This is a genomic window from Mesorhizobium sp. WSM4837 (genome assembly GCF_055811435.1).
The window spans coordinates 1-25,236 of record NZ_JBVVQE010000057.1 but is presented as its reverse complement, the minus strand read 5'-3'; the positions used below and the strand labels follow the sequence as shown (position 1 = coordinate 25,236).

General features: G+C 60.9%; 21 protein-coding genes and 1 pseudogene. 11 read left to right on the top strand and 11 right to left on the bottom strand.

What is annotated here, in order from left to right; translation table 11 throughout:
* Nucleotides 1-169: 169 nt before the first annotated feature.
* Nucleotides 170-2,029, bottom strand: a complete 1,860-nt coding sequence (gene mutL, locus AC0L3D_RS26675; protein WP_473630585.1) for a DNA mismatch repair endonuclease MutL — start codon at nucleotides 2,027-2,029, stop codon at nucleotides 170-172.
* Nucleotides 2,030-2,616: 587 nt separating this feature from the next.
* A complete protein-coding gene (locus AC0L3D_RS26670) occupies nucleotides 2,617-3,519 on the bottom strand; it encodes a LysR family transcriptional regulator (protein WP_473646320.1) in 903 nt (300 codons plus the stop codon).
* 104 nt (nucleotides 3,520-3,623) lie between these two features.
* Here AC0L3D_RS26670 and AC0L3D_RS26665 point away from each other — a divergent pair, with 104 nt between their 5' ends.
* A complete protein-coding gene (locus tag AC0L3D_RS26665; protein ID WP_473630327.1) occupies nucleotides 3,624-4,616 on the top strand; it encodes a zinc-dependent alcohol dehydrogenase family protein in 993 nt (330 codons plus the stop codon).
* Between the two features lie 15 nt (nucleotides 4,617-4,631).
* On the opposite strand, the gene AC0L3D_RS26660 is transcribed toward AC0L3D_RS26665, so the two are convergent.
* A complete protein-coding gene (locus AC0L3D_RS26660) occupies nucleotides 4,632-5,534 on the bottom strand; it encodes a LysR substrate-binding domain-containing protein (protein ID WP_473630328.1) in 903 nt (300 codons plus the stop codon).
* Nucleotides 5,535-5,626: 92 nt separating this feature from the next.
* Here AC0L3D_RS26660 and AC0L3D_RS26655 point away from each other — a divergent pair, with 92 nt between their 5' ends.
* From AC0L3D_RS26655 to AC0L3D_RS26645, 3 genes are all read left to right on the top strand, one after another.
* The gene (locus AC0L3D_RS26655) at nucleotides 5,627-7,177 is read left to right on the top strand and encodes a trimethylamine methyltransferase family protein (protein WP_473630329.1); all 1,551 of its coding nucleotides are present in this window, start codon (nucleotides 5,627-5,629) and stop codon (nucleotides 7,175-7,177) included.
* 43 nt (nucleotides 7,178-7,220) lie between these two features.
* Nucleotides 7,221-8,870 carry an ABC transporter substrate-binding protein gene (locus tag AC0L3D_RS26650; protein ID WP_473630330.1) on the top strand — a complete coding sequence of 550 codons (1,650 nt, stop codon included), beginning with the start codon at nucleotides 7,221-7,223 and terminating at the stop codon, nucleotides 8,868-8,870.
* A gap of 96 nt (nucleotides 8,871-8,966) precedes the next feature.
* Nucleotides 8,967-9,662: a corrinoid protein gene (locus AC0L3D_RS26645; protein ID WP_023802321.1), complete on the top strand. Its 696-nt coding sequence runs from the start codon at nucleotides 8,967-8,969 to the stop codon at nucleotides 9,660-9,662.
* On the opposite strand, the gene AC0L3D_RS26640 is transcribed toward AC0L3D_RS26645, so the two are convergent.
* The 3 genes from AC0L3D_RS26640 to AC0L3D_RS26630 are packed head-to-tail and all read right to left on the bottom strand — an operon-like array spanning nucleotide 9,657 to nucleotide 13,122.
* Entirely contained in the window at nucleotides 9,657-11,642 is a 1,986-nt protein-coding gene (locus tag AC0L3D_RS26640; protein ID WP_473646319.1) for an oxidoreductase, read from the bottom strand. The two genes, AC0L3D_RS26645 and AC0L3D_RS26640, sit on opposite strands and share 6 nt — an antisense overlap.
* 40 nt (nucleotides 11,643-11,682) lie before the next feature.
* The gene (locus tag AC0L3D_RS26635; RefSeq protein ID WP_473630332.1) at nucleotides 11,683-12,477 is read right to left on the bottom strand and encodes a pyrroline-5-carboxylate reductase family protein; all 795 of its coding nucleotides are present in this window, start codon (nucleotides 12,475-12,477) and stop codon (nucleotides 11,683-11,685) included.
* Between the two features lie 15 nt (nucleotides 12,478-12,492).
* Complete coding sequence (locus tag AC0L3D_RS26630; RefSeq protein WP_027153879.1) at nucleotides 12,493-13,122, bottom strand: TetR/AcrR family transcriptional regulator; 630 nt, start codon at nucleotides 13,120-13,122, stop codon at nucleotides 12,493-12,495.
* A 148-nt stretch (nucleotides 13,123-13,270) separates the two neighbouring features.
* Between AC0L3D_RS26630 and AC0L3D_RS26625 the strand changes: the two genes are divergently transcribed.
* Nucleotides 13,271-15,307 carry an oxidoreductase gene (locus AC0L3D_RS26625; protein WP_473646318.1) on the top strand — a complete coding sequence of 679 codons (2,037 nt, stop codon included), beginning with the start codon at nucleotides 13,271-13,273 and terminating at the stop codon, nucleotides 15,305-15,307.
* A 46-nt stretch (nucleotides 15,308-15,353) separates the two neighbouring features.
* Entirely contained in the window at nucleotides 15,354-15,725 is a 372-nt protein-coding gene (locus AC0L3D_RS26620) for a dimethylsulfonioproprionate lyase family protein (protein WP_473646316.1), read from the top strand.
* A gap of 175 nt (nucleotides 15,726-15,900) precedes the next feature.
* Here the strand turns inward: AC0L3D_RS26620 and AC0L3D_RS26615 are convergent.
* Nucleotides 15,901-16,947, bottom strand: a pseudogene (locus tag AC0L3D_RS26615) (FAD-binding oxidoreductase); the annotation flags it as partial.
* Between the two features lie 24 nt (nucleotides 16,948-16,971).
* Complete coding sequence (locus AC0L3D_RS26610) at nucleotides 16,972-18,210, bottom strand: aromatic ring-hydroxylating oxygenase subunit alpha (RefSeq protein WP_473646315.1); 1,239 nt, start codon at nucleotides 18,208-18,210, stop codon at nucleotides 16,972-16,974.
* Between the two features lie 150 nt (nucleotides 18,211-18,360).
* Between AC0L3D_RS26610 and AC0L3D_RS26605 the strand changes: the two genes are divergently transcribed.
* From AC0L3D_RS26605 to AC0L3D_RS26595, 3 genes are all read left to right on the top strand, one after another.
* Nucleotides 18,361-19,239, top strand: a complete 879-nt coding sequence (locus AC0L3D_RS26605) for a LysR substrate-binding domain-containing protein (RefSeq protein WP_473646314.1) — start codon at nucleotides 18,361-18,363, stop codon at nucleotides 19,237-19,239.
* Nucleotides 19,240-19,349: 110 nt separating this feature from the next.
* Nucleotides 19,350-19,829 carry a DUF3828 domain-containing protein gene (locus AC0L3D_RS26600; RefSeq protein ID WP_023802330.1) on the top strand — a complete coding sequence of 160 codons (480 nt, stop codon included), beginning with the start codon at nucleotides 19,350-19,352 and terminating at the stop codon, nucleotides 19,827-19,829.
* A 4-nt stretch (nucleotides 19,830-19,833) separates the two neighbouring features.
* Entirely contained in the window at nucleotides 19,834-20,340 is a 507-nt protein-coding gene (locus tag AC0L3D_RS26595) for a hypothetical protein (RefSeq protein WP_473646312.1), read from the top strand.
* Nucleotides 20,341-20,427: 87 nt separating this feature from the next.
* Here the strand turns inward: AC0L3D_RS26595 and queF are convergent, their stop codons facing one another.
* Nucleotides 20,428-20,889 (bottom strand): preQ(1) synthase, encoded by a 462-nt coding sequence (queF, locus tag AC0L3D_RS26590; RefSeq protein ID WP_023802331.1) that lies wholly within the window; start codon nucleotides 20,887-20,889, stop codon nucleotides 20,428-20,430.
* A gap of 396 nt (nucleotides 20,890-21,285) precedes the next feature.
* A complete protein-coding gene (locus tag AC0L3D_RS26585; RefSeq protein WP_091600611.1) occupies nucleotides 21,286-21,693 on the bottom strand; it encodes a hypothetical protein in 408 nt (135 codons plus the stop codon).
* A 116-nt stretch (nucleotides 21,694-21,809) separates the two neighbouring features.
* On the opposite strand from AC0L3D_RS26585, the gene AC0L3D_RS26580 reads away from it, so the two are divergent.
* On the top strand, nucleotides 21,810-22,235 hold the full coding sequence (locus AC0L3D_RS26580; RefSeq protein WP_027153887.1) for a MarR family winged helix-turn-helix transcriptional regulator: 426 nt from the start codon (nucleotides 21,810-21,812) through the stop codon (nucleotides 22,233-22,235).
* A 114-nt stretch (nucleotides 22,236-22,349) separates the two neighbouring features.
* Here the strand turns inward: AC0L3D_RS26580 and AC0L3D_RS26575 are convergent, their stop codons facing one another.
* Complete coding sequence (locus AC0L3D_RS26575) at nucleotides 22,350-24,422, bottom strand: putative bifunctional diguanylate cyclase/phosphodiesterase (RefSeq protein WP_473630336.1); 2,073 nt, start codon at nucleotides 24,420-24,422, stop codon at nucleotides 22,350-22,352.
* Nucleotides 24,423-24,703: 281 nt separating this feature from the next.
* Between AC0L3D_RS26575 and AC0L3D_RS26570 the strand changes: the two genes are divergently transcribed.
* Nucleotides 24,704-25,236 (top strand): aminotransferase class I/II-fold pyridoxal phosphate-dependent enzyme (locus tag AC0L3D_RS26570; RefSeq protein WP_473646311.1); only part of this gene is annotated, 533 nt, incomplete at its 3' end.

Sequence of the window (25,236 nt, the reverse complement as noted above, 5' to 3'; positions counted from 1 at the left end):
CGCTATACAGCGGCTCTTTTCAGACACCCCACCCCGCTGCTTTGCAGCGACCCTGCCCACAAGGGGGAGGGTAAGTTGCTTGCGAGGCGTCCGCGGCTAGGCTCCCTACCTCCCCCTTGCGGGGAGGTCGGACCGAAGGTCCGGTTGGGGTCTGCGCCCTGCACGTTCTTCATCGTCGCCCAAACAACCTCTCAATGTCGGCGAGCCTGAGCTCGATGTAGGTCGGGCGGCCGTGGTTGCAGGTGCCGGACCCGGGCGTCGCCTCCATCTGGCGCAGCAGTGCGTTCATCTCTTCCGGCTTGAGCAGGCGGCCGGAACGCACCGAGCCGTGGCAGGCCATGGTCGCGGCTATCCTGTCCAGCCGCTCTTTCAGCGTGTCGACGGTGTCGTTGTCGGCGATCTCGTCGGCAAGGTCGCGCACCAGCTGCTGGACATTGGTTTCGCCGAGCATCGACGGCGTCTCGCGCACCGCGACCGCACCCGGGCCGAAGCGTTCGACGGCGAGGCCGAAGCGGGCCAGTGTTTCGGAATGCAACGCGAGCCGTTCTGCATCCTCTTCCGGCAGATCGACGATCTCGGGCAGCAATAGCATCTGCGACGGCACGGCGCGCGAATGCAATGCGTTCTTCAGTGCCTCGTAGACCAGCCGCTCATGCGCCGCATGCTGGTCGACGATAACAAGCGAATCCCTGGTCTGCGCGACGATGTAGTTCTCGTGCACTTGCGCGCGTGCGGCACCCAGCGCCATGCCGAGCAGCGTCTCCGCCGCTTCGTCTTGTCCGGCGCGCGCGTCGGCGCTGTGAAGCGAACCGGCATCGAACGCCGCCTGATCGTTTTCGCCGAAGCCGCCATTGGCAAATCCTGCATCCAGCGGCCGTTGCGACGAGCGGGAAGGATCGAAACCGGCGAAGCCGGAGGCCCGGTAGGCCGCTTCGTAGCTGCGATGACCGTTGGCCGGTCCTGGATGCGCATAGGATGCTGCGCCTGGCCGGAATGCCGCCATCATGCCGGCCGCCCCTGATGTGGCGGCACGAATGCCGGCATTGGCCAGCGCCTCGCGAATGGCGCCAACGATCAGCCCGCGCACCAGCCCCGGATCGCGGAAGCGGACGTCGGCCTTGGCCGGGTGGACATTGACGTCGACGATGGCCGGATCGAGCGTCAGGAACAGCACCGTCACCGCATGGCGGTCGCGCGGCAGCACGTCGGCGAAGGCGCCGCGGATGGCGCCGGCGATCAGCTTGTCGCGCACCGGCCGGCCGTTGACATAGGCGTATTGCTGCAGCGCGTTGGCGCGGCTGAAGGATGGTATCGAAACGTGGCCGGCAAGATGCACCCCGTCGCGCATGGCGTCGATGGCGATTGCGTTGGCCGGAAAGTCAGCGCCCATCACTTGCGCGACGCGGCGCAGCTGGCCTTCCGGGCTGTCGTCGGTCGCCGGCAGTTCCAGCGTCGTGCGGTCGGAACCGGCCAGCGTGAAGCGCACGGCCGGGAAAGCGATCGCGATCCGCTTGATCACGTCGCTGGTCGCCGAGCTTTCGGCGCGCTCGCCCTTCATGAATTTGAGCCTCGCCGGCGTGGCGAAGAACAGGTCGCGCACCTCGACCGTGGTGCCGCGATTGGCAGCCGCCGGCTTGACGGCGGACACGCGCCCGCCCTCGATGCCGATCTCGGCGGCGCTGTCGCCGTTGGCGGTGCGCGAGCGGATCGACAGCCGCGCCACCGAGCCGATCGACGGCAGCGCTTCGCCGCGAAAGCCGAGCGAGCGGATGTCGTGAATGTCCTCAGTGAGCTTCGAGGTGCAATGGCGTGCGATCGCCAGCGGCAGTTCCTTTTCCGGGATGCCTGAGCCATCGTCGGTGACGCGGATCAGGTTCAGCCCACCGCCGGCGGTGACGATCTCTATTCTGGCTGCGCCGGCATCGAGTGCGTTCTCGACCAGTTCCTTGACCACGCTTGCCGGACGCTCGATGACTTCGCCGGCGGCGATCTGGTTGATCATCGTTTCGGAAAGCTGGCGAATGGGCATGGGGTACTATACGCGGATTCGAGGGCGGTTGGAGGGCTGAAATGTATTGACCTCTAGCAAGGGCAGCCAACTATAACCGCTGCGCTCCGTCCACCCCCCTCTGGCCTGCCGGCCATCTCCCCCGCAAGGGGGGAGATTGGCAGTTCACGCGTTCCGCCAGCCTTCAACCGTTGGAGATTGGCGAAGGCCGAGGCGACATCCGATCTCCCCCTTGCGGGGGAGATGGCCGGCAGGCCAGAGGGGGGTGCTGTCCCGCCACGATGTAGAGATAGGAGTATTGTTGAAGTGAATGGGCATGCTCCCCAATTGACTTAGTGGAAATGGTCGGGTGAAGGCCAAAATCAAATTGCCGTTGGAGGCGACATTTGGACGAAATCCTGGATTACTTAATGACAAAATTCGGTCGATGGATACAGCGTCGAAAGGGTAGAATTGCCAAAATAGCGTGGTTCACAATCTGGACGGTTATTTCGATATCGCTAACGGTTTTTATGATTTATCTCCTGTATATACGAAATCTGACCATATAGCTTTTCTATCGTCGGGTCGTTCTCAAGGAAATCCACGCAGCCGAACGCTCGTGCATTTCAAGTCATCAGCCCGGGCAGCGCTGCCGCCAGGGTGTCGACGGCAAGGCGGACCTTCAGCGGCAGATGAGGCGTCTGCAGCCAGAGCGCATAGGCGTCGTAAAGAAATCCCGGCTGTTCCGGCAACAGCACGACAAGTGCGCCGGCCTGAATGCGCTCACGGACCAGCCAGTATGGCAGCCAGGCGAGCCCCATGCCGGCTGCCGCAGCATCGGCGATCGCAGCGAGGTCGTCGAGCCGCAGCCGGCTGACCGGCATGACCTCCAGCGCACGCTGGCCATCACGCGGAAACAGCCACGGTTGAACGACACGGCCCGAACGGCGGTAGACGATGGTCTGGTGGCTGCCGAGATCCTCTACCCGCCGTGGCTGCCCGTGCATCTCGAGATAGGATGGCGACGCGCAGACGACCATGCGCTGGCGCGCGACGCGACGCGCCATCACGCCGGCCTGATCCTCCAGATTGCCGGTCCGGATGGCAAGATCGCAGCCATCCTCTGCAAGATCGGCGATGGGATCGCTGAAAGACAGGTCGAGTTCCAGAGCGGGATATCGCTGCGCAAGCTCCAGCAGCATCGGGGCAACGCAGCGCCGGCCGAAGTGTACGGGCATGATGACGCGCAGCTTTCCGCGTGGTTCGGAAAGTTGATCGGCCGCCAGTGCATCCGCAGCTTCGGCTTCAGCGAGTACCATCCGGCAGCGCTCATAGTAGGCGCGCCCGAAGTCGGTCAGGCTGTGGCGGCGTGTGGTCCGGTTGATGAGGCGCACGCCCAGACGCTCCTCGAGAAACCGGACATGCTTGCCGACCATCGGTCCGGACAGATCGAGAGCGGCAGCAGTCGCCGCGAACGAGCCAAGATCGAGGGTTTTGACGAACACGGCCATGCTCGTAAGGCGATCCATATTCAAAACTCCCAGTTTCTACTGTCTTGCCCAAGCAAGCATTTATCTGCCGGATGGCCGATGGCATAGCGTATTCGGTTAAAATATTTTGGAGTTGTGGCCGCATGGCACGTGTTGTTCGCTTTCATGAGCATGGTGGTCCCGAGGTTCTGCGCATCGAGAATCTCGATATTCCCGCGCTCGGTCGGGGCGAGATTCAGATCCGGGTCAAGGCATTGGGTCTCAACCGGGCCGAGGCGCTGCTGCGTTCGGGCACTTATATCCAGACGCCGCCGTTGCCTTCCGGTCTTGGCCTTGAGGCAGCGGGTGTCGTCGAAGCGGTCGGCGAAGCCGTGCACGGTTTTGCGCCAGGTGACGCCGTCAGCGTCGTGCCGCCATTATCGATGGCCCGCTGGCCCGCCTATGGTGAGATTGCCACATATCCCGCCCATCTCGTGGCCAAGCACCCGCCATCGCTTACCTGGGAAGAGGCGGCAGCCGTCTGGATGCAATATCTCACCGCCTATGGCGCGCTGATCGACATTGCCAAGCTCAGCAGAGACGACTTCGTCGTCATTACCGCGGCATCGAGCAGTGTCGGACTTGCCGCGATCCAGATTGCCAACATCGTTGGTGCGACCGCGATCGCGGTGACGCGGACATCTGCCAAGAGAGAGGCCCTGCTCAAGTTCGGGGCGGCCCATGTCGTCGCTTCAGCGGACGAAGATCTGGAAGCCCGGCTGAAGGAAATCGCCAGTCCGGACAACATCCGAGTGGTTTTCGACGCAGTCGGCGGCCCGATTTTCGAACCTCTGACGGCGGCGATGGCACGGGGTGGCATTCTCATCGAATATGGCGGCTTGAGCCCCGAGCCGACGCCGTTCCCGCTGTTCGATGTGCTGGCCAAGACGCTGACGCTGCGCGGCTATCTCGTCCACGAGATCACTGGCGATCCGGTGAAGTTGGAAGCTGCCAAGGCGTTCATCCTCGACGGATTGATGTCGGGTTCGCTAAAGCCGGCAATCGCCAAAACCTTTTCATTCGAGCAGATCGTCGAAGCGCATCGCTTTCTCGAGTCGAACGAGCAATTCGGCAAGATCGTCGTGACGGTTGATTGAGCATTAATGGGAGCCTCACGCCTGCGCCGCCAGCCAGTCCCGCACCTTGCGAGCATTGTCGCTGAGGTCGCGGGTTCTCGACCAGATGACATGAAAGCCCTTGCCGGTCGTCATCGTGTGGCCGGTCGCACGCACCAGCAGCCCCGACGCCAGCAGGCGCTCGGCGAGGTGGCCCCAGCCGAGCGCAATGCCTTGGCCTTCCATGACCGCCTGGATCACCAGCGCATAATCGTTGATGCGCAAGCCACGCCCGGCATCGGTGATGGTGACCCCGGCCGAGGCGAACCACTCGTCCCAGCTCGCGGCTTCGCGAAACGGCTCTTCGAGATGGATGAGCCGGTGCGATGGCAGATCCTCGACGCTCTCCGGCAGTCCGAACCGCGCCACATAGCTCACGCCGGCGACGGGGAATATCTCCTCGTCGGCCAGTGGCAGTGAATGATAGTCCGGCCATTCCCGGGGCTCGCCACCGCGCACAGCGAGCGGGATGCCCTCGGCGATGATGTCGAGATCGCGGTCGGCGGTCTGGATGCGCAGATCAATTCCCGGCAGTTCGTCGCGGAACTGCTGCAGGCGCGGCATCATCCAGAACGAGCCGAAGGCCGTCGACGCGGCAAGCGTCACATGGCCGCCGGTCGCCTGTAGGCGCAAATCCTCCGCCGACTTGCGGATGTGCGACAGGCCAAGCGAGACGTCGGCATGAAAGCGGTCACCGGCTTCGGTCAGGCTGACTTGTCGATGGCGACGCTGGAAGAGTTTCGCGCCGAGCTGCTCTTCAAGCCCGCGGATCGCGTAGGACACGGCAGCCTGCGTCATGCCAAGCTCTCGCCCGGCGGCGGTAAAACTCGACAGCCGCCCGGCGGCTTCGAAAACGATCAGGCTGCCGGCAGAGGGCAGCAGGTGGCGCAGGCTTCGCATAAGCTGAACTTATACAAGAGATCAGGATTTTCCAGCGTCACAGCTGTATTTTGTCTCGCTAAGTTGACTGGCTCTGGGAGGATAGAGTTGCCATGAATGCACCGGCCGCCGAAGTCACCGAACACGCCAACCGCCGAGGGGGCGGCCGCCTGGGCCGCAAGGCGCTGCGGGGAACTCCGATGGCGTCGTTTCCGACGCTGGTTCGCAACATACCCGCATACCAAATGGTCCCGGACGAGGCTGTCGAGCTGATCCACCAGGAGTCGCTGTCGATCCTCGAAGAGGTTGGCTGCGAGTTCCGCGACGACGAGGCCATAGCACTGTGGCAGGCCGCCGGAGCCGATGTCTCTGAGACGCGCGTCCGCATTGACCGCGCGCTCTTGATGGAGCTGGTCTCGAAAGTCCCGCCGGAGTTCACGCTCAATGCGCGCAACCCCGAGCGCTCGGTCCGCGTCGGCGGCAAGAATTCCATCTTCGTGCCGATGTACGGCGCGCCTTACGTACGCGACCTCGACAACGTCAGGCGCTATGGCACGCTCGCCGACCTTCAGAATTTTCATAAGCTCGCTTACATGGCGCCGGCGCTGCATTCGTCGAGCTCGATCATCTGCGAGCCGATGGAAATTGCGGTGCCGAAGCGTCACCTCCACATCATCCATTCGGCGCTGAAGCATTCCGACAAGCCGTTCATGGGCATCGTGACATCCAGGGAACGCGCCGAAGACACGATGGCGATGGCGGGCATCGTGTTCGGCGAGGATTTTGTCCGCGACAACCCGGTGTTGGTCGCGATCACCAATTGCAACTCGCCACTGGTATGGGACGCCACCATGCTGGACGCGATGAAGGTCTATGCACGTCACAACCAGCCGTTGATCCTGGCGCCGTTCGCGCTGTGCGGCGCCTCGACTTCGGCCTCGGCGGTGGGAGCGGTCGCGCAGGTCAATGCCGAAGCGCTGGCGGGCGTCGCCTTCACGCAACTGCTGCGTCCGGGTTCACCGCAGATCTACGGACAGTTCATGGTCACGGTCGACATGAAGACCGGCGCGCCGATGGGTGGCACGCCCGAGGCCGCCCAGATGATGTATTTGATGGGAGCACTGGCGCGGAAATACCGGCTGCCATGGCGCACGTCGGGCTTCCATGTCGGGTCGAAACTCAACGACGCCCAGGCAGGCTACGAGGCGAACATGCTGATGCATGCCGCCATCCTTGCCGGCGCCAACTACATCTGGCACGCCGCCGGATGGCTCGAGGCCGGCCTGACCTGCGGCTATTCAAAATTCGCGACGGACTGCGAACAGCTTGTCGGCTGGTACAAATATGCTGGCGGCCTGCCGTTCGACGACTTCAAGGAAGCGATGGCGGCAATCCGCGAGGTCGGGCCGCAGGGCCACTTCCTCGGCACCCAGCACACACTCGAGCATTTCCAGTCCGCCTTCTTCATGCCCAGCATCATGGACTTCAATTCCTACGAACAGTGGAAGGCTGAAGGGGCAAAGGACCACGACACGCGCGGCCGCGAGAAAGCGCGCAATATGCTCGCCGATTATGAGGAGCCGAAGCTCGATGACGGCATCGCCGATGGTCTCAAAGATTTGATCGCGCTGCGCGAGGAGAAGCTGCCGGACAGCGTTAGTTAATCCAACGGGCGAAGACCCAAAGGCAACCATAAGGGAGGAAATAATGGCACTCTTCAGAAACAACGGTGATCGTGTCCCCAGCGTTATCGAGGCGATGGCTGAAGAAGCCCGCTCAGGCCGGATGGACCGGCGCGAGTTTCTGGCGCTGGCAAGCGCGTTCGGGGCATCGACTGCCCTTGCCTACGCTATGATCGGTCTTGCGGTGCCGGGACGGGCTTTGGCCGAAGAGCCCAAGAAAGGCGGAACGCTGCGCGTATCGATGTCGGTGAAGGCGCAGAAGGATCCGCGTACTTACGACTGGGTGGAGCTTGCGAACATTTCGCGCTGCTGGCTCGAGCCGCTTGTCCGCTACACCCGCGAATTCACTTTCGAGCCGGTCCTGCTCCAGAGCTGGGACGTCAACGACGACGCCACCGAATACGTGCTGCATCTGCGCAAGGGCATCACCTGGAACAATGGCGACGCCTTCAACGCCGACGACGTGGTCTACAATCTGACGCGCTGGTGCGAGAAGGATGCCTCTGGCAATTCGATGGCCGCGCGCGTCGGTGCGCTGATCGACGCCAAGACCGGCAAGGCCAGGGACGGGGCGATCACCAAGGTCGACGACAACACGGTCAAGCTGACGCTGAACGAACCTGATATCTCGCTGATCCCGAACTTCACCGACTATCCAGCGCTCGTCGTCCACCGCAAATTCGATGCCGATGGCGCCGATCCGCTCGCCAAGCCGATCGGCACAGGGCCTTTCGAGCTTGTGTCTTATTCGGTCGGCCAGAACGCGGTCGTCAAGCGTCGCGAGAATGGCAAATGGTGGGGCGGTGAAGCGCCGCTCGACAGCGTCGAATTCATCGACTACGGCACCGACTTCAACGCCTCGGTGAATGCATTCGAATCCGAGGAAATCGACGTCAATTTCGAGACGCCCGCCGACTTCATCGACATCCTCGACCAGATGGATCTGGTGAAATCGGAGGTCGCGACAGCAACCACGCTCGTTGCCCGCACCAACATCACGCACAAGCCTTATGATGACCAGCGGGTACGCAACGCCTTGCAGATGGCCGTCGACAACAATGCGGTGCTCGAACTTGGCTACGCCGGGCGCGGCACCCCAGGTGAAAACCACCACGTCAGCCCGATCCATCCGGAATATTTTCCGCTGCCCAAGAAGACACGCGATGCGGCCGGCGCCAAGAAGCTGATGGCCGAGGCCGGACAGGCCGATTTCGAGCATGAACTGATCACCGTCGAGGACGATTGGCAAAAGAACACCGGCGACGCGATTGCCGGCCAGCTGCGCGATGCCGGCATCAAGGTGAAGCGCACGGTGCTGCCGGGGTCGACCTTCTGGAACGACTGGACGAAATACCCCTATTCCATGACCATCTGGTACATGCGCCCGCTCGGCGTTCAGGTGTTGGCGCTCGGCTATCGCACCGGCGAGGCCTGGAATGAAACGGCGTATTCGAATCCTGATTTCGACGCCAAGCTCAAGCAGGCCCTCTCACTCATCGACGTGGAGAAGCGCCGCGAGGTCATGAAGGACGTCGAGCAGATCCTGCAGGATTCGGGCGTCATCATTCAGCCGTTCTGGCAGAAGCTGTACAGCCACATGAACAAGAAGGTGAAGAACTACGCGGTCCACCAGACCTTCGAGATGGATCTTCAGAACGTCTGGCTGGACGCCTGAGTTAGCTCCCAAGGCTGGCAATGACCCGCCGGCACCCGTTGCAGAAAACAGGTGCCGGCGGACCGCAAGCCATTGAAATCAGTGAGTGCGTCAAACATGGCCGACGACGAGATCATCCTTTCCGAGCTTTCCGACGACGAACTCGTCCAGCAGATGCACGATGACCTTTATGACGGGCTGAAGGAAGAGATCGAGGAAGGCACCAATATCCTGCTCGAGCGCGGCTGGGCGCCTTACAAGGTGCTGACCGAGGCACTGGTCGAAGGCATGCGCATCGTCGGCGAGGATTTTCGCGACGGCATCCTGTTCGTGCCGGAAGTGCTGTTGTCGGCCAACGCGATGAAGGCGGGCATGTTCATCCTGCGTCCGCTGCTTGTCGCCACCGGCGCGCCGAAGCAGGGCAAGATGGTGATCGGCACCGTCAAGGGCGACATCCACGATATCGGCAAGAACCTTGTCGGCATGATGATGGAAGGCGCCGGCTTCGACGTCATCGACCTCGGCATCAACAATGCGGTGGAAAAATACCTCGACGCCATCGAACAGCACCAGCCTGACATCATCGGCATGTCGGCGCTGCTGACGACGACCATGCCCTACATGAAGGTCGTCATCGACACGATGAAGGAAAAGGGCATCCGCGACGACTACGTCGTGCTGGTCGGCGGTGCCCCGCTCAACGAGGAATTCGGCAAGGCCGTCGGCGCCGACGCCTATTGCCGCGACGCGGCCGTGGCAGTCGAGACCGCCAAGGATTTCATGAAGCGCAAGCACAACGTGCGCGTGTCATAGCCGCAAGGCAACTTTCCGTCCTTCGTGGAAGGCGTAGGGCGCTTGGCGCGGAGCGACGGCGTCGCCGACCTCCATGAAAGGCTGGGACGTGCTTTCCAACTCTTTCGCCAGCCAATTCGCCGCCACATTGGTGGTTGCAAGTACAAGGCAATCGCCCGGCACAAAGCTCTCTTCACGGGTGTTGTGGTCAACGATGGTCACACCGTCCCCGTGCCATTCCAGCACACTGACATCCAACAACCATGTGACGCCAAGCTGGCGCAATGTCCGTCGAAGCGGAAAATCGGCAGCCGTCCGCTGCAGTTCCTTGCCGATCAGCGGGTCGGGTGTGAGAATGGTCACTTGATGGCCATCCTCGGCAAGTTTCCAGGCCGTGCCACAACCGCGCCAGCCTCCGCCCTCGTCGAGCAAAAGCACGTGCTTACCCGGCCGCACAACGCGGGCCATGACGGATTCGATCGAGAAGACATTGCCCCTTTCGATGCCGGGCAGGCTCGGCACTGCCGGCAAAGCCTTCTGAAAGCCGGTTTCGGGAGACACCGACCCCGTGGCCAGGATAACGGTGTCAGCTTGGAAAGAGGCGATTTCCGAGGCCTCGACGTAGGTGTTCAGTCGTACGTCGACATTCAGTTTGCTGAGCTGGCGTTCATACCACCCGAGAAGGTCGAGGATTTGCCCGCGGCGCGGCTGCAGTCCTGCGAGCAAAAAGTTCCCGCCCAGCCTACTGGAGGCTTCGGCCAGCACCACGTCGTGCCCTCGCTCGGCGGCAACCCGAGCCGTCTCGAGGCCGGCGGGACCGCCGCCGACGACAAGCACCCGTTTCTTGATGGCAGCGGACGTGAACCGGTCACCACCCCATTCAAACTCGCGCCCCGCAGAGGGATTGATAAGGCAGCTGATCCAGTAGTCGCGGGAACGACGGCCCCAGCACATCTGGTTGCAGGATATGCATCCGCGCACATCCTCGGGCCGGTCCGCCGCGGCTTTGCGTGCCAGATGCGGGTCGGCGATCTGGCCCCGGACGATCGACACCAGGTCTGCAGCTTTCTCGCCGAGCACGGTTTCGGCGTTTTCAGGCGTCCTGATATGGCTTTCGGCCACCACGAGGGCCGTCTTGACCACGGCCTTTAGGGTCGTCGCAAGATCGGCGCCAAGCTTCTCCGGATAGAGAAACGTCGGCATTATCTTGTAGAAATCGAGGTAGCTACCGGTGCCGCAGGTCACGTAATCGATCAGCCCCTGCTCATCATGCAGCCGAATGATCTCCGCCAGTTCCTGGCGACTGAGCGCGACTGTGTAATCGGGTTCGTCGCTGACCGAGAGTCCAATGATGAAATCGAGGCCGCATGTTTCGCGGATGCGGGTTAGGATTTCGCGCGAGATCCGCGTGCGGTTGTCGAGCGACCCTCCCCATTGGTCCTCGCGTCGGTTTGTCCAGGGCGTCCAGAACTGATCGACCAGTCCGAGATAGGCAGCCCAGACTTCGACGCCGTCGAAACCGGCTTCCTGGCAGCGGCGCGCCGCCTGAACGAAGCTGTCGATGGTTTCCCAAATCTCACCCTCGGACATGGCGTGGGAACCTTCGCTGTCATGATAGCTCGGCAGGCCCGAGGGCGACCAATGCGCGTGAAATGAATTGTCCGAATCCCCGTGCGCTCCGACGTGATAGAGCTGCTGGATGGCGATCGCCCCGTGGTCCTTGATCGCGCGCGTGACCTGCTGGAAATGAGGAATGACGCTATCGTCGTCAGGTCGAAAATTGCCGCGTGTCAGGACGGCGGCCTGATGGACGGGCATGGGTTCGACAACAATCATGCCGGCCCCACCGAGCGCTCGCTCGGCATAGTAGGCAACGTGTCGTTCGGTCGGCACGCCATTTTCGGCCATGTTGGCGGTATGAGCCCCGAACACGATCCGGTTTCGCAGCGTGCGACTGCCTAGCTTTGCAGGTGAAAACAGATGCGGAAAGAGTTTTGACATAATATCACACCAGCGGTCGGAGGAAGGCCTCGGGCGGCAGTCAGGTGGCTTGTCCCATAGTCACGGATTTCTGGAGCGCCGCGGCAAGGCCGTCTGCCACGGCAGATTCAAACCCGGCTGCGCGCATGGCCTCGATCGCTGCCGCGGTGGTGCCGCGGTAGTCGAGGAAGGTCTGGACGATATCTTGGGGATTGTCTGGACGAGCCTCGAGGAGTTTTCCGGTTCCAACAAGCACCGCGCTGACGCTCCGCCGGGCAATATTTGGATCCATTCCTCGGCTGAGGGCGTCGTCCATCATCGCCGCCGCCAAAAGCGCCGGAAAGGCTGGACCGGATCCGGTGAGGCCCGTCAAATAGTCGATATCTGCTTCTGTTTTGACTTCATCGGCAGCGCCACAGGCCTCCAGAATCCGGCGAACGACATTGCGGTCATCGGCGGTGACGCCCTGAGAGCTTATCCAGGGAGTATAGGAATTCCGCACCTCTGCCGCTGCATTCGGAAGCGTGCGGACGACGCGGTCGGTTTTAAGACGTCCCGCCAGTTGGTCGAGAGTGATCCCGGCCATAACCGACATGGCGAGCTTGCCGGACGCAGCAATGTCGATGGCAGGCCAATCCTGGGGCCGGACCGAGACGATGATGACATCAGATCGATCCACCAGTTCCTGGTTGTCCCTGGTCCATGTAGCGTTTGGCAGAAAGTCGGGTTGCCCACTTCGATGAGAGAGCGTGAGGTGCTCTGCGGCGACTATTTGCGCATCAATAATGGCCTCGGCGATAGCGCGTCCAAGCCAGCCACCTCCGCCGATTATTCCGATGCTCAGGGGTTCACCCATTGTCGAAACGCTTCCTCAGCCCGCCGAATGGCCGTGTCTGGCGAAGAACCGGTCGAGTTCGCGCTTCCGCGGGGCCTTACCTGTAAAAATCTCCACGTACCCGGGAATGCGCTTCATGCGGTCCGCGAGATCTTCGCTGGTCTGCATTGAGATGTAGCCGATCTGCACGAGATAGATGGTGCGCGCTCGAACATCGGCTGAGCCTTCGTCGTAACCAAAGCGGACAAACATCTGGCTCAACGCATCGAGGCGCGTCTGGTCGGCTTTCTGCACCTCCGCCAGGATGTCAGGGGATTGAAGCGCCCAGCTTCTGACTGCGAACTCGAACTGGGAATCGAACAAGGATTTGTCGAGCCAGCAGTCGAAAACGTTCAGCATCGCTTCGGCGACCGTCTCGGCATATGCCTCAGCCTGCTTGACGAGGTTGCCGGTGTTCTTGTCCCGCCAACGGGTCACGAGGGCAGCCAGCAGTTCTTCTCTATCCTTGAAGAACCAATAGAAGCTGGTGCGCGACAGGCCCAATTTCTTGGCCAGTGGCGATATTCTCACCGTGTCGACGCCGGATTCAAGAAGCAGGTCGTAGGCGGCTTCAAGCCACCCCTCCGGCGATCCGCGCCATCCGCTATCGTTCGAAATTTGCTCCATGAGTGATCAGCCTAACAAAATATCAAAGTGAAAACCAGCAAAATGTACACGTATGTCGACTCTATCGACTGCTCCGAAGTGAAACTTGACATGCATGTACATTTTCGGATAGCGTTCGCACTTGCCATCTCAGCCCGGAGTCCGTCAGATGTCGAGCGATCCCCTCCTGCAGCCGTACAAACTCAAGCATTTGACCCTGCGCAATCGCATCATCGTGACCTCCCACGAGCCGGCTTATCCGGAGGACGGGATGCCGAAGGAGCGCTATCTCGCCTATACGGTTGAAAGGGCGAAGGGCGGTGTGGCGATGACGATGACAGCCGGGTCCGCTGCGGTCTCGAAGGACAGCCCCCCGGTTTTCAACAACCTGCTCGCCTACAAGGACGAGATCGTGCCGTGGATCAGGCAGATGACAGATGCGGTGCACGAAGAGGGCGCCGCCATCATGATCCAGCTAACCCATCTTGGACGGCGTACACGCTGGGATAAAGGTGACTGGCTTCCCGTTCTGGCGCCGTCCCATCATCGTGAAGCCTCCCACCGCGCGTTTCCCAAGAAAATTGAAGACTGGGATATCGAGCGCATCATCAAGGACTTTGCGGACGCCGCGGAGCGGATGAAGGCAGGCGGGATGGATGGCGTCGAACTCGAGGCCTATGGCCACTTGATCGACCAGTTCGTGTCTCCTCTCACGAACGAACTTGACGGTCCGTATGGTGGTTCGCTCGATAATCGCATGCGCTTCTGCATGGACGTCTTCAAGGCGATCCGGTCACGGGTCGGCGAGGACTTCATCCTGGGCGTGCGATATACTGCGGATGAACGTCTCCCCGGTGGCACTGGCAAGTCCGAGGGCATGGAAATCTCCAAGCGTCTCAAGGAAAGCGGACTGATCGATTACCTCAACGTGATCCGCGGGCACATCGATACCGATGCGGGCCTGACGGACGTCATTCCAATTCAGGGAATGGCGAATGCGCCGCATCTTGATTTTGCCGGCGAGATTCGTGCCGCGACCAACTTTCCAACTTTCCATGCAGCGAAAATACCGGATGTGGCGACAGCGCGGCACGCGATCGCATCGGGCAAGGTGGACATGATCGGCATGACGCGCGCGCACATGACCGACCCTCACATCGTGCGCAAGATCATAGAAAAGCGCGAAGACGAAATCAGGCCATGCGTGGGCGCAAACTATTGCCTTGACCGTATCTATCAGGGCGGGGCGGCATACTGCATTCACAACGCCGCGACTGGCCGTGAGCTGACCATGCCGCATATTGTCGCCAAGGCCGACAGCCGCAAGAAAGTTGTTATCGTCGGTGCAGGTCCGGCTGGCCTCGAGGCCGCCCGTGTCGCGGGTGAGCGGGGACACGAGGTCGTGGTCTTCGAGGCCGCCAGCGACCCTGGCGGGCAGATCCGGCTGACAGCGCTGAGCCCGCGCCGCAAGGAGATGATGAGCATCATCGATTGGCGCATGGCCCAGTGCGAAAAACATGGAGTGACCATCAGGTTCAATGCCTGGGCGGAAGCCGAAACCATCGAGGCGGAAAATCCGGACGTTGTCATCGTCGCCACGGGCGGGGTGGCGCACACCGACGTCCTTTCCAAGGGCAACGAGTTCGTGGTGTCGTCTTGGGACATCATCTCCGGAGACGCAAAGCCGGGAAGCAATGTCCTCATCTTCGACGACGCGGGTGACCACGCGGCACTCCAGGCCGCGGAATTCCTCGCCGGCGCCGGAGCGAAGGTTGAAATCATGACACCGGACCGGTCATTCTCACCCGAGGTCATGGCGATGAACCTCGTGCCCTACATGAGGTCTCTTCAAAAACTCGATGTGACCTTCACCGTTACCTATCGGCTCGAGTCAGTTGAAAAGAATGGCAATCAGCTCATTGCAAATGTCGGCAGTGACTACGGCGGCATATCCAAACAGCGCGTCGTGGATCAGGTTGTCGTCAATCACGGCACCATTCCGCTGGACGACATCTATTTCGAACTGAAACCGAAATCGACCAATCACGGAGAGATTTCGCAAGATGAGCTCATCGCCGGGCAGCCGCAGTCGGTGGTGCGGAATGCGCAGGGCCAATTCCAACTCTTTCGTATCGGCGACGCCGTTTCAGCTCGCAACACCCACGCCGCGATCTACGATGCACTGCGACTGGCGAAAGATATCTAACATCCGGCAACGGACGATAGCGTCCGCTCACAACAAGGGCTCCGAGATGAACAGAAGTGAGGCCCTGCAATATTTTGTAGACACAGCGTTCGTGGCCTTCGACCAGTTCTCACACGACCTGCGATCGCGCAGATCGATCATCCAGCTCTTCGCCCAATCGGAGGTTCCCGGGCCTGAAAAGACCAGGGCCGGGAGCCGTTTGCCGGTCTGTTCCTATCTCGGCCCGGCGTTGGCGGAAGAGGCGATCCCGTCTACGCTCCGCAACTTGATTGAGCGCTTCAAGGCGATCGAGCCGCTGCTCGAATGGCGGCTGAAATCAAATCCCGCCCCGTCTGCCAGCAGCAATTTCCGCGACGGTCACGCCAACGCGATGATCTTGGCCCGGGCGGCCTCGAGGACAGAAACGATCTGTGGCTGACGCATCACTGAGCTTGCCCGAAACCCGGCTACCGGGCCGAGGAAGAGCCAAGACCGCCTTGCGGGTGAAGCGCGTGACTCATCAATAGTTTCATCATCGACTTCGGTTGACCGCGGACCGTCAAGGCGCTGCCGATTTCGAAGAAGCGCCTTGATCAAAGATCGCGAAATGGTTGCTATATCTCGACTTTCACACGGCCAACCGGATTAGAACAGCAAGCAAGGATATAGCCGTCGGCAATCTCTTCGTCGGTGATGCCGCCATTGTGGACCATATGCACATCGCCTTCGGTTCTGCGAACCTTGCATGTCCCGCATATCCCCATACTGCAACCCGATCGGATCACCAGACCGGCAGCCCGTGCCGCAGTCAGGATCGTATCCGTCTCGACGCATTTCGCCGAGACGCCGGATAGGACAAATTCGATCTCGGCCTCGTTGTTCTCGGTGGGAACGAAGTCATCCGGGACCTTCTCGGCCTCAGGAAGCGGCGCGCGGAAGCTTTCCTGATGATAATGCGCCATGTCGAAACCGAGACCGGCCAGCGCCTCGCGCACGGCTTGCATGAAGGGCTCGGGCCCACAGCAGAACACCTCGCGATCAAGATAATCCTGCGCCATCAGTCCGAGCATCAACTGGTTGAACATGCCTCTGTAACCGGTCCATGGCCTGTATGGATCGGTCTGTTCAACCACCCATTTCAGGTCGATGCCGGTTACGCGCGACGCCATATGCTCCAGCCGTTCGCGGAAGATGATCTCAGAAGGACGGCGCGCGCAGTGGACGAAGACGATGTCCGGATCAACCCCGGAATCATACAGATGGGTGGTCATGGACATCATCGGTGTGATGCCCGAGCCGGCCGATATGAAGAGAAACTTTTCGGCTGGCTGATGCGCCATCGAGAAGGTGCCCCCCGGACCTATTGCCCGCAGGCGCATTCCCGGACGGAGGCTGTCAAACATCCACTGCGTTCCGACAGAGTCGGCCTGCGCCTTTACGGTAATGGTCAGCGAGGTCGGCCGCGACGGAGATGAGGATATCGTGTAGGTCCGGTAGACCGAACCGCCGGGAGTGGGCAGTTCCAAAGTGAGGAACTGCCCTGGATCAAAATTGAACAGCGATCCGGACGGCGACCGGAAACAAAAGGTCAGGACGTTCGGCGCCTCCGGAAGAAAGGAGGCACATTCGAGTTCTTCCGCGTCGGTCCAGAAACCAGCCTGGGTTTTGCCACCACGTTCATTGCTTCATTCCGCGGCCAATCGCATCGAGGCCTGAGAGCGCCCAAGCCAGTTCGCATACCAATCGACGAATTGGGTCACACCGCTTTCCTGAACCGGCGAATATGGTCCGGGAACATAGGCAGGAGAGAAGATCCCTTGCTGGTTGGTCTCGACGATATCACGGTCTTCATCATTGGTAGAGATCCAGACCTCGGTCAGGCGCTTGAGGTCGTAGTCGAGCCCTTCGACGGCATCTTTGTTCACCAGCCAGGTGGTGGTGACCTCGGTTTCCGTGGCGCTGATTGGCGTGACCCGGAAGGTCAAGGAGTGATCCGGCAGGAAGTGGCCCCAGGTCGTTGGATAATGGAACATCAACAGCGAGCCTGCTTCGGGCAGAGCCACCCGGCCAAGATTCTTGTGAACGGCAGCCTTGCCGTCGAGCGTGTAGCTCACCGCCTTTTGCTGCAGCGGCATCCGCGCCAGGCGAAATTGGCCGCTGCCGCCAAGGCGGAACTGCGCCGGCGCGCCTGAGGCTTCGCAACGGTCAAAATGCGCCTGGAGGGTCGCCGAGACCGACCCGTCAGCAGAGACTCCCGCCACGTCCGGGTCGAGCGAGAAGGAACGGCAGAGCGACGGGTGGTTGCTGCTGCAGTGGTAGCATTCGCGGTTGTTTTCCCACACAAGCTTCCAGTTGGCCTTCTCGATGATAGTCGACGTATGCGCGACCTTCGCATTGTTGAGGTCATGGACCTCTAGGTAGGGAAGGGCCAGGTCGGCAAACGGTTCGAAGTCTGGGGGCGTAGCGGACAGACAGACGTAGATCAGGCCGGCAAGATTGCGCAGATGGACCGGCTTCAGCCCGTGTTTGGACATGTCGAAGTCGGGCCCCATGTCATTTGCCCAGATGAGCTTGCCGTCAAGCTCATAGGTCCACTGGTGATAGGGGCAGACGAGTTTGGCCACTTGGCCTTCGCGCGCCTTGCAAATCATCGAGCCGCGATGGCGGCAGGAATTGTGGAAGGCGCGGATTTCACCATCGCGGGCGCGCACGATGACCACCTCATAGGCACCCACGCGCATCGTCACGTAGCTACCAGCTTTCGCAAGCTGGCATGCCGGGGCCGCGTAGAGCCATTCCTGGTAGAAGATGTGCTCGAGATCGAGCTGGTAAATCGTGGGCGAAGTGTAAAAGGGCTGCTCAAGGGCATAGCCCGAGACGCGGCGCGCTAGCAACTCTTGGATCGAGGGCGAGGGGGCGTTCATGCGGAATTCCATAGATGGCGTGCATAATTGAGATGAAATTTTCTCGCCTGAACGCCTTTCGCGCAATAGCACTAATTTTCAGAACGATTTAGTTCAGCTAATCTGTTGCACTCAGCGAGCCATCCAAGAAGCGGGTCCGAAGAAGCGTTGATGCCAAGACCGTACGATCTCTCCTCGGTGACGGCTCTCATCTGCTTCGAGGCAGCCGCCCGAAATGCGAGTTTCAAAAACGCCGCCCAGGAATTGAATGTGACGCCCGCCGCGATCAGCCACCAGATCAAGGCGCTTGAGGGTGACTTGGGATGTAACCTGTTCCTGCGCTTGAGCCGCGGCGTCGAATTGACTGAGAAAGGAGCGTTCCTGTTCGTTGCCGTGCAGCGCGGGCTTGAGACGATTTCCGACGCCGTCACTCACATGCGCGATCGCCCGGAAACCGCTGACGTGACCATCCGGACAACGACGGCCGTCAGCTCGCTATGGCTTACACCGAAGATCTCAGCCTTCTGGAAGAGCCATCCCACCATCACTGTCTCGCAGATCGTCAGCGACGTTCCCGCAATAGCCGCCCGCTGCGATCTAAGTATTCAATACGGGGATGCGCAGGAAAGTCCCGAGGAGTGTCACAAACTTTTTCAAGATCGCATTGTCGCGCTTGGAACTCCAAAATTCGCCGCCGAGCACGGCATTGGCCGAGTTGAGGACCTGCTCAAGGCACCTTTGATTCATATGAACAACGAGGAAACCGACTGGACGAACTGGCCGGAGTGGTTTCAAGCGCTTGGACACACCATCCCAAAAGGCCGCAGGTTTAGCGTGAACAACTATATGATTGCCCTCCAGGCCGCCCAGGATGATATCGGGGCGGTCTTGGGGTGGGATGGATTGGTCAAAAGCCTGATGGAACAGGGCCGGCTGGTCACACTTGTACCCGACAACATTCCCTCACCCAGGGCATTTTATCTGAAAATCCATCCTAGGGCAGGTTCGAAAGCGCGGCTTTTTGCGAGCTGGCTCGCCAAAAGCTCTTGAGCAGCTGCTCTCTTGCTCGCTGACTTCTTCGGGCGGCTTCACATCACCGCGCTCGCTATGGATTCGTGGTATTGAACGGGTTCCCACCACGAAAGCCTGGAGATTATCGGATGAGACTGATTGTGCTTGCCGCCGCTCTCTCGATCGCAGCGCCTGCGACCGCCTTGGCCGGGCCGGCCTCCAATGCGGTGAAGTTCTTTTACATGCCCGAGGTCAAGTTCGAGGCCGACGCGAAATACCGCGACCGTTTCACCGAGCCGGTGACAAAGCTGTTCGACCTCAACGACCAGGCGCAGAAGAACAAGCCGGACGAGGTGCCTTGCATCGACTTCGCCCCCGGTCTCGACGCGCAGGATTTTGACGAGAAGACAGTCGCCAAGACGTTGAAGCTGTCTGAAGCGGTGGATGGCGACAGCGCCAACGTGACAGTGACGTTCAACCTTTTCCCGGAAGGCGATGAATCCAAACGCGAAATGGTCTGGTCGCTGAAGAAGGTCGACGGCCAGTGGAAGGTTGCCGACATCACCTCGAAGACCAGCGGCTGGACGCTGAGTGCGCTCGAATGCCTGGCTGGCCAGACTCCGGAGTGACGCCATGGCCCGCGCCCTGGCCCTGGCGACTGCGTGCCTGCTGGCCGCGGGTTTGAGCAGCACCGCTGGCCAGGGCCTGTTCAGCGCGCCGCTCTCAGCAGAAAATGCACGGGCAGCTCCGCTGCGGCCGGGTTCGCCGACGGCGATGGTGAAACCGTTTTACGAGCATGTCGGGCTCGAGCTCGACCCGGCTCAGCGCAGCCATTTCGTCGATCCCGCGAAGTCGGTGCTCGACAAGAGCGATGCGCTGCGGAAATCGGGGCAGGGCGAATGCCTCGATCCCAACATGGCGCTCGACAATGCGGCGTACGACAGGGCCGAGATCGACAACAGCCTGAAGGCTGTTGAAGCGGTCAAAGGCGATGAGGCCAAGGTCGTCGTCGCCTTTATCGTTGCCGGCAATCCGCACCGGCTGGAATGGAAGTTCAAAAAGGTCGACGGCGACTGGAAGATATCGGACCTTCTGTCGGTGACCGGCGAATGGGCGCTCAGCCAATATCAGTATGAGTGAGAACGGACCGATGAGTTGATCGCCTGATGGCGATTGAAAACCAGAGTTGGCGATCCTGCTGTCCCGCCGGACATCTCGCAGCAGAATTCAGCCGCGTCCGCGATACGGCGCAACACCGGTGTCGGGCAGCCATGCGCCTTCCGGCGGCGCGCCGGTCTGCCAGAATACGTCGATCGGAATGCCGCCGCGCGGATACCAATAGCCGCCAATCCGCAACCACAGTGGTTTGGTCGCAGCGATGATGCGGCGGCCGATCATGATGGTGCACTCTTCATGGAAGGCGCCATGGTTGCGAAACGAGGTCATGAACAGCTTCAGCGACTTCGATTCCACCAGCAGCGTGTCGGGTGCATAGTCGATGACGATGTGGGCGAAGTCCGGCTGGCCGGTGACCGGGCAGAGCGAAGTGAATTCCGGGCAGGTGAAGCGAACGATGGCTGGCGGCCCATCGCCGCGCGAAAACGGCACGGTCTCCAGGACTGCTGCGTCAGGGTTCTGTGGCGCCTCGACGTTGGTGCCGAGCTGGGTAAGGTTTTTCGTATCGGTCATCGGCGGGTTCCTTACTGCATGTCGCCCAAAAGCCTGCCCACGGGCCCGACCCGAGGGTGCGCTGACTTGGGTACGACATGCGCAAAAACAAAAATTTGCCGCTCATTAGCACAATTTGAAACAGGAAGACGATGACCACCAGCGATCCGCTTCTCCAGCCCTATCAGCTCAAACATTTGACGCTGAAGAACCGGGTCATGTCGACCAGCCACGAGCCGGCCTATTTCCGAAGACGGTATGGATCTGAAGATCACTTCGGATTTGATTTGGTGGCGCGCAGCCGAACCTCCGCACGGAGAGCCACCAGGCACGTCGGTCCGATCTGCGCGCTGCGCACGCCGCCGGCTTGCAGCCAGACACCGTACGATCTCTTAAACCGCGATAGCGGCTGGCCGCTCAAAACATTCTGGCGGTGGCCATGCAGAGCACGGTGATGACCAGCAGCCCACCAGCGATGCGTTCGCCCCTTGTCATTTTCGCGCGCAACTGCGTTTCCGTCGCCGAGTCAGTGCCGGCAAGCCGCCTGCTGGCAGAGCCGACCAGCGCTCCCTGAACACCGGCGGCAATCAAGGCCGTAGCGATACCCAGGGCCAGAACCATTTCCATCGAACCGAAAGAGCCGCTGTGGAAGAAATACCAGAGCAGGGCGCCGGTCAGGAAAACCATGCCGGCCGCGTTCATTTGCGGCCGGAAAAACCGTTCGATCCGAATCTCCGGATCGCGGGCGACAGCGATGGTCGTTCCAGCCCAGAACACACCGGCCAATACGTGAAGGCCGAGGACGATGATGTAGACATACTGCATGACCGCGTTCCTCCTTTCCTACCGCCAACCATAAAGTTAGATATCAAATGATTAGATGTCAATGTAAAGTCAAAGGGCCAGTTCCATCGGCCTTTCCCTTACTCTAGTGTCGGATCATGACGCTTTTTGACCGCCCGCCAGTCGGGATGAATCTCGCCCGCACCGCAAAGCTTGTCGCCCAGGCCTTTGACGCCACGTTGGTCGAGGCGGGCGGCACGCTGCCGGTTTGGGTCACGCTGTTGTCGATCAAGTCGCGCGAACTGGCCAACCAGCGTGAGCTCGCCGGCATGATCGGAATCCAAGGCGCGACGCTGACCCACCACCTGAACGCGATGGAGACGCAAGGTTTGCTGACCCGGCGCCGCGATCCGGAAAACCGCCGCGTCCATCAGGTCGAACTGACCGAAGCGGGAGAGGCGCTGTTCCTGAAATTGCGCACGGCAGCCATTGCCTTCGACAAGCGGCTGCGGACCGGGTTGTCGGACGACAGGCTGGCGGAGTTCGCGGAAGTCTTGGCGACGCTGCGGGCGAATGTCGATTGATCCCAACTGCCGAACGCTTTGTTCAGCGAGCCCAAGATGTAGCGGCAGCCGGCTACGGACCGGCCTTAACCCCATCAGGCCGCCATTTCCGAAGCGGCGTGTCAGGTTGGCGCCTCACGCCAGCCTTCCCTGCAGCACCGTCAGCCTGGCTCTCTTCGGCGCCCGCGCGACCAGCCATTCGCGTACTTGGTCCTGCGGCATCGGGAAGGCGATCGAGTAGCCCTGCACCTGGTCGCAGCCGATCGCCATCAGCGAATCGAGCTCAGCCTCGGTTTCGGCGCCCTCGGCGACGATCGAGATGCCAAGGCCGCGGGCGAGTTCGGTGATGGCACGCACGATCTTGGTGTTGTCGCCGTTCTCATTGATGTTCTGGACGAAGCGGCGATCGATCTTCAGCCTGTCGATCTCGTTCGGGTTGACGTGGCTGAGCGACGCGTAGCCGGTGCCGAAATCATCGAGTTCAAGATGGACGCCGGCGGCGCGGATGTGCCGCAGCTTTGCCGCGATGCCGGTCTTCTCGTCGTCGAGAATGACGGATTCGACGATCTCGAGCGACAGTTTTTGTGGCGGCAGCCCAGCCTTTTCCAGCGCACCGAAGAGGAAGGCGTCGAAATTGGCCTCACGCAATTCGGAGCCGGAGACGTTGACGGCGAGCCGTCCGAAGGCAATGCCGGCACGGTTCCACTCCGCCGCCTCGCCGATTGCCTTGGCGATGACGATGCGGCCGATCGCAGGCATGAGTCCGCATTTCTCGGCGATGGGAATGAACTCGCCCGGTGCGATCATGCCGCGCTCGGCATGTCTCCAGCGAACCAGCGCCTCGATGCCGCCGATGGTGCCGTTCGACAACGAAACCTGTGGCTGGAAATAGACCTGGAACGTCTTCTCCGCGATAGCGATCCTGATGTCATGCTCGAGCCGTTTGCGGTAGTCGAGTTCATGCCGCAACGCCTCGGAGAAGAATGAGAGACTGCCGCCACCCTGCTTCTTGGCGGCGTGGAGCGCGAGGTCGGCATGGACGAGCAGATCTTGCGCATTGTCGGCGTCGACCGGATAGACGGCGACGCCGGCGCTGGCGCCCGGAAGGATGGTCGCGCCCCGATAGACGATCGGTTCGTTGATCTGCGACAGGACGCGCCCGGCGACCGTGTTGATGTCCTCGGTGCCGCCGGCACCGTTGAGGATCATCACGAACTCGTCGCTGCCCAGACGCACGCAGAGATCCGACGCCCGGCAAGAATCACGCATGCGCTGCGCCGTCACCACCAGCACATAGTCGCCGGCGGCGTGGCCAAGCGTGTCGTTGATCTGCTTGAACCGGTCGAGGTCGAGGTGGACCGCCGCAAGCCGCTCTCGCCGGCGCTGCGCGCCCTTGATCAGCGTATCGAAATGGTCGGTCAGGAAGGTGCGGTTGTGCAGGCCGGTAAGGCCGTCATGCACGGCGATGAAGGCCATGGAATTGCGGGTATCGATCAGTTCACGCGTCTTGCGCAGGATGGCGTTCGACATCGGCCTGAAGATGAAAAGTGCCACCAGCACGATGACGCCGAGGGTGGAGTAGAACAGCGTTCGATGGAGATCGAGAAGGCTTTCCGATCGCGCGTCGGCTTGGGCGCTGATGCGCTGACCGAGTGCCGCATAGCCCGACAGGGCCGCATTGGCGACGGAAGCGTCGAGGTTGACGCGTTCGCCGCCACCCTTGTAGCCGCCATTGTCGGCCATGCCGAGTTGCGATTCAAACGCCGAAACCAGGCGTTCGCCGTTGGCGATAAGCCCGACCGAGAAGTAATCGAGATGAAACGGCTTGGCAAAAAGGACGTTCTCGACTGATTTTGGATCGAGTCTTGCCGGTGCCGCCGGGTCGGCGACCACACGCTCGAGCAGAAGGTCGTAGTTCCTCTCGAAGTCGGCCGTGGCCTGTTTGAGTGCGGTGACCAGAGCCGGTTGTTGGTTGCGCGTAGCTGCTCCTGCCGCGTTGGCAAGGAAGACAATGCGTTGCGACAGCACCTTTTGCATGCCGACAATATCGAGCAGCGTGTCGTCGTGCCGATGGCCAGCCATCATCTGCTGGAGAAGGATGAAGGAGGCCATCACCATGGCTGCAATGATCAGCAGCGCCAGCCAATAGCCTGCCTTGATCAGCAGTATGAGCTTGCCCGAAATGGTTTGCATCGGTTGCTGCGACATTTTCTGGGGCGGTCCCTCTCGCCGACAGATTGTTGGGTATGAGAACCATTGGCTTGAAAGGTTAACAGCTCCGGAAGCCGACACAGCAGCAGCGGTGGAAAGCTCGCAAAATGGTTATCGCCTTCTTTCGCGCCGCAGCTGCATTTGAACATTTGCCATTTGGCGGCATTCTGGGGCGGCATTCTGGCCACTGACCGTCGGGTCACCGAAGCCGTCGCTTTTGCGGTGGATTTTTCGCCCGCGCGGGGCGACAGTCTATTGAATCTCAACAGGGCCAGATCATGAGCGCGGCATTCCTCTCCCATATCGACAGCGAGCTTCAAGGGCTGAAATCGGCCGGCCTCTACAAATCCGAGCGGGTGATCACCTCGACGCAATCGGCTAAGATCGAGGTGGGCGGCGAGAGGGTGCTGAATTTCTGCGCCAACAATTATCTTGGCCTCGCCGATAGCGCCAACTTGCGCGATGCGGCCAAGCAGGCACTCGACCGCTATGGTTATGGCATGGCGTCGGTGCGTTTCATCTGCGGCACGCAGGAAGAGCACAAGCAGCTCGAGGCGACGATTTCTGGCTTTCTCGGCATGGAGGACACGATCCTCTACGGCTCCTGCTTCGACGCTAATGGCGGCCTGTTCGAGACGCTGCTTTCCGAGGAGGATGCGGTCATTTCCGACGCGCTGAACCATGCCTCGATCATCGACGGCGTGCGGCTGTCGAAGGCGAAGCGTTTCCGTTACGCCAACAACGACATGGCGGCGCTCGAGGAGGAATTGAAGAAGGCCGAAGGCAGCCGCTTCAAGCTGATCGCCACCGA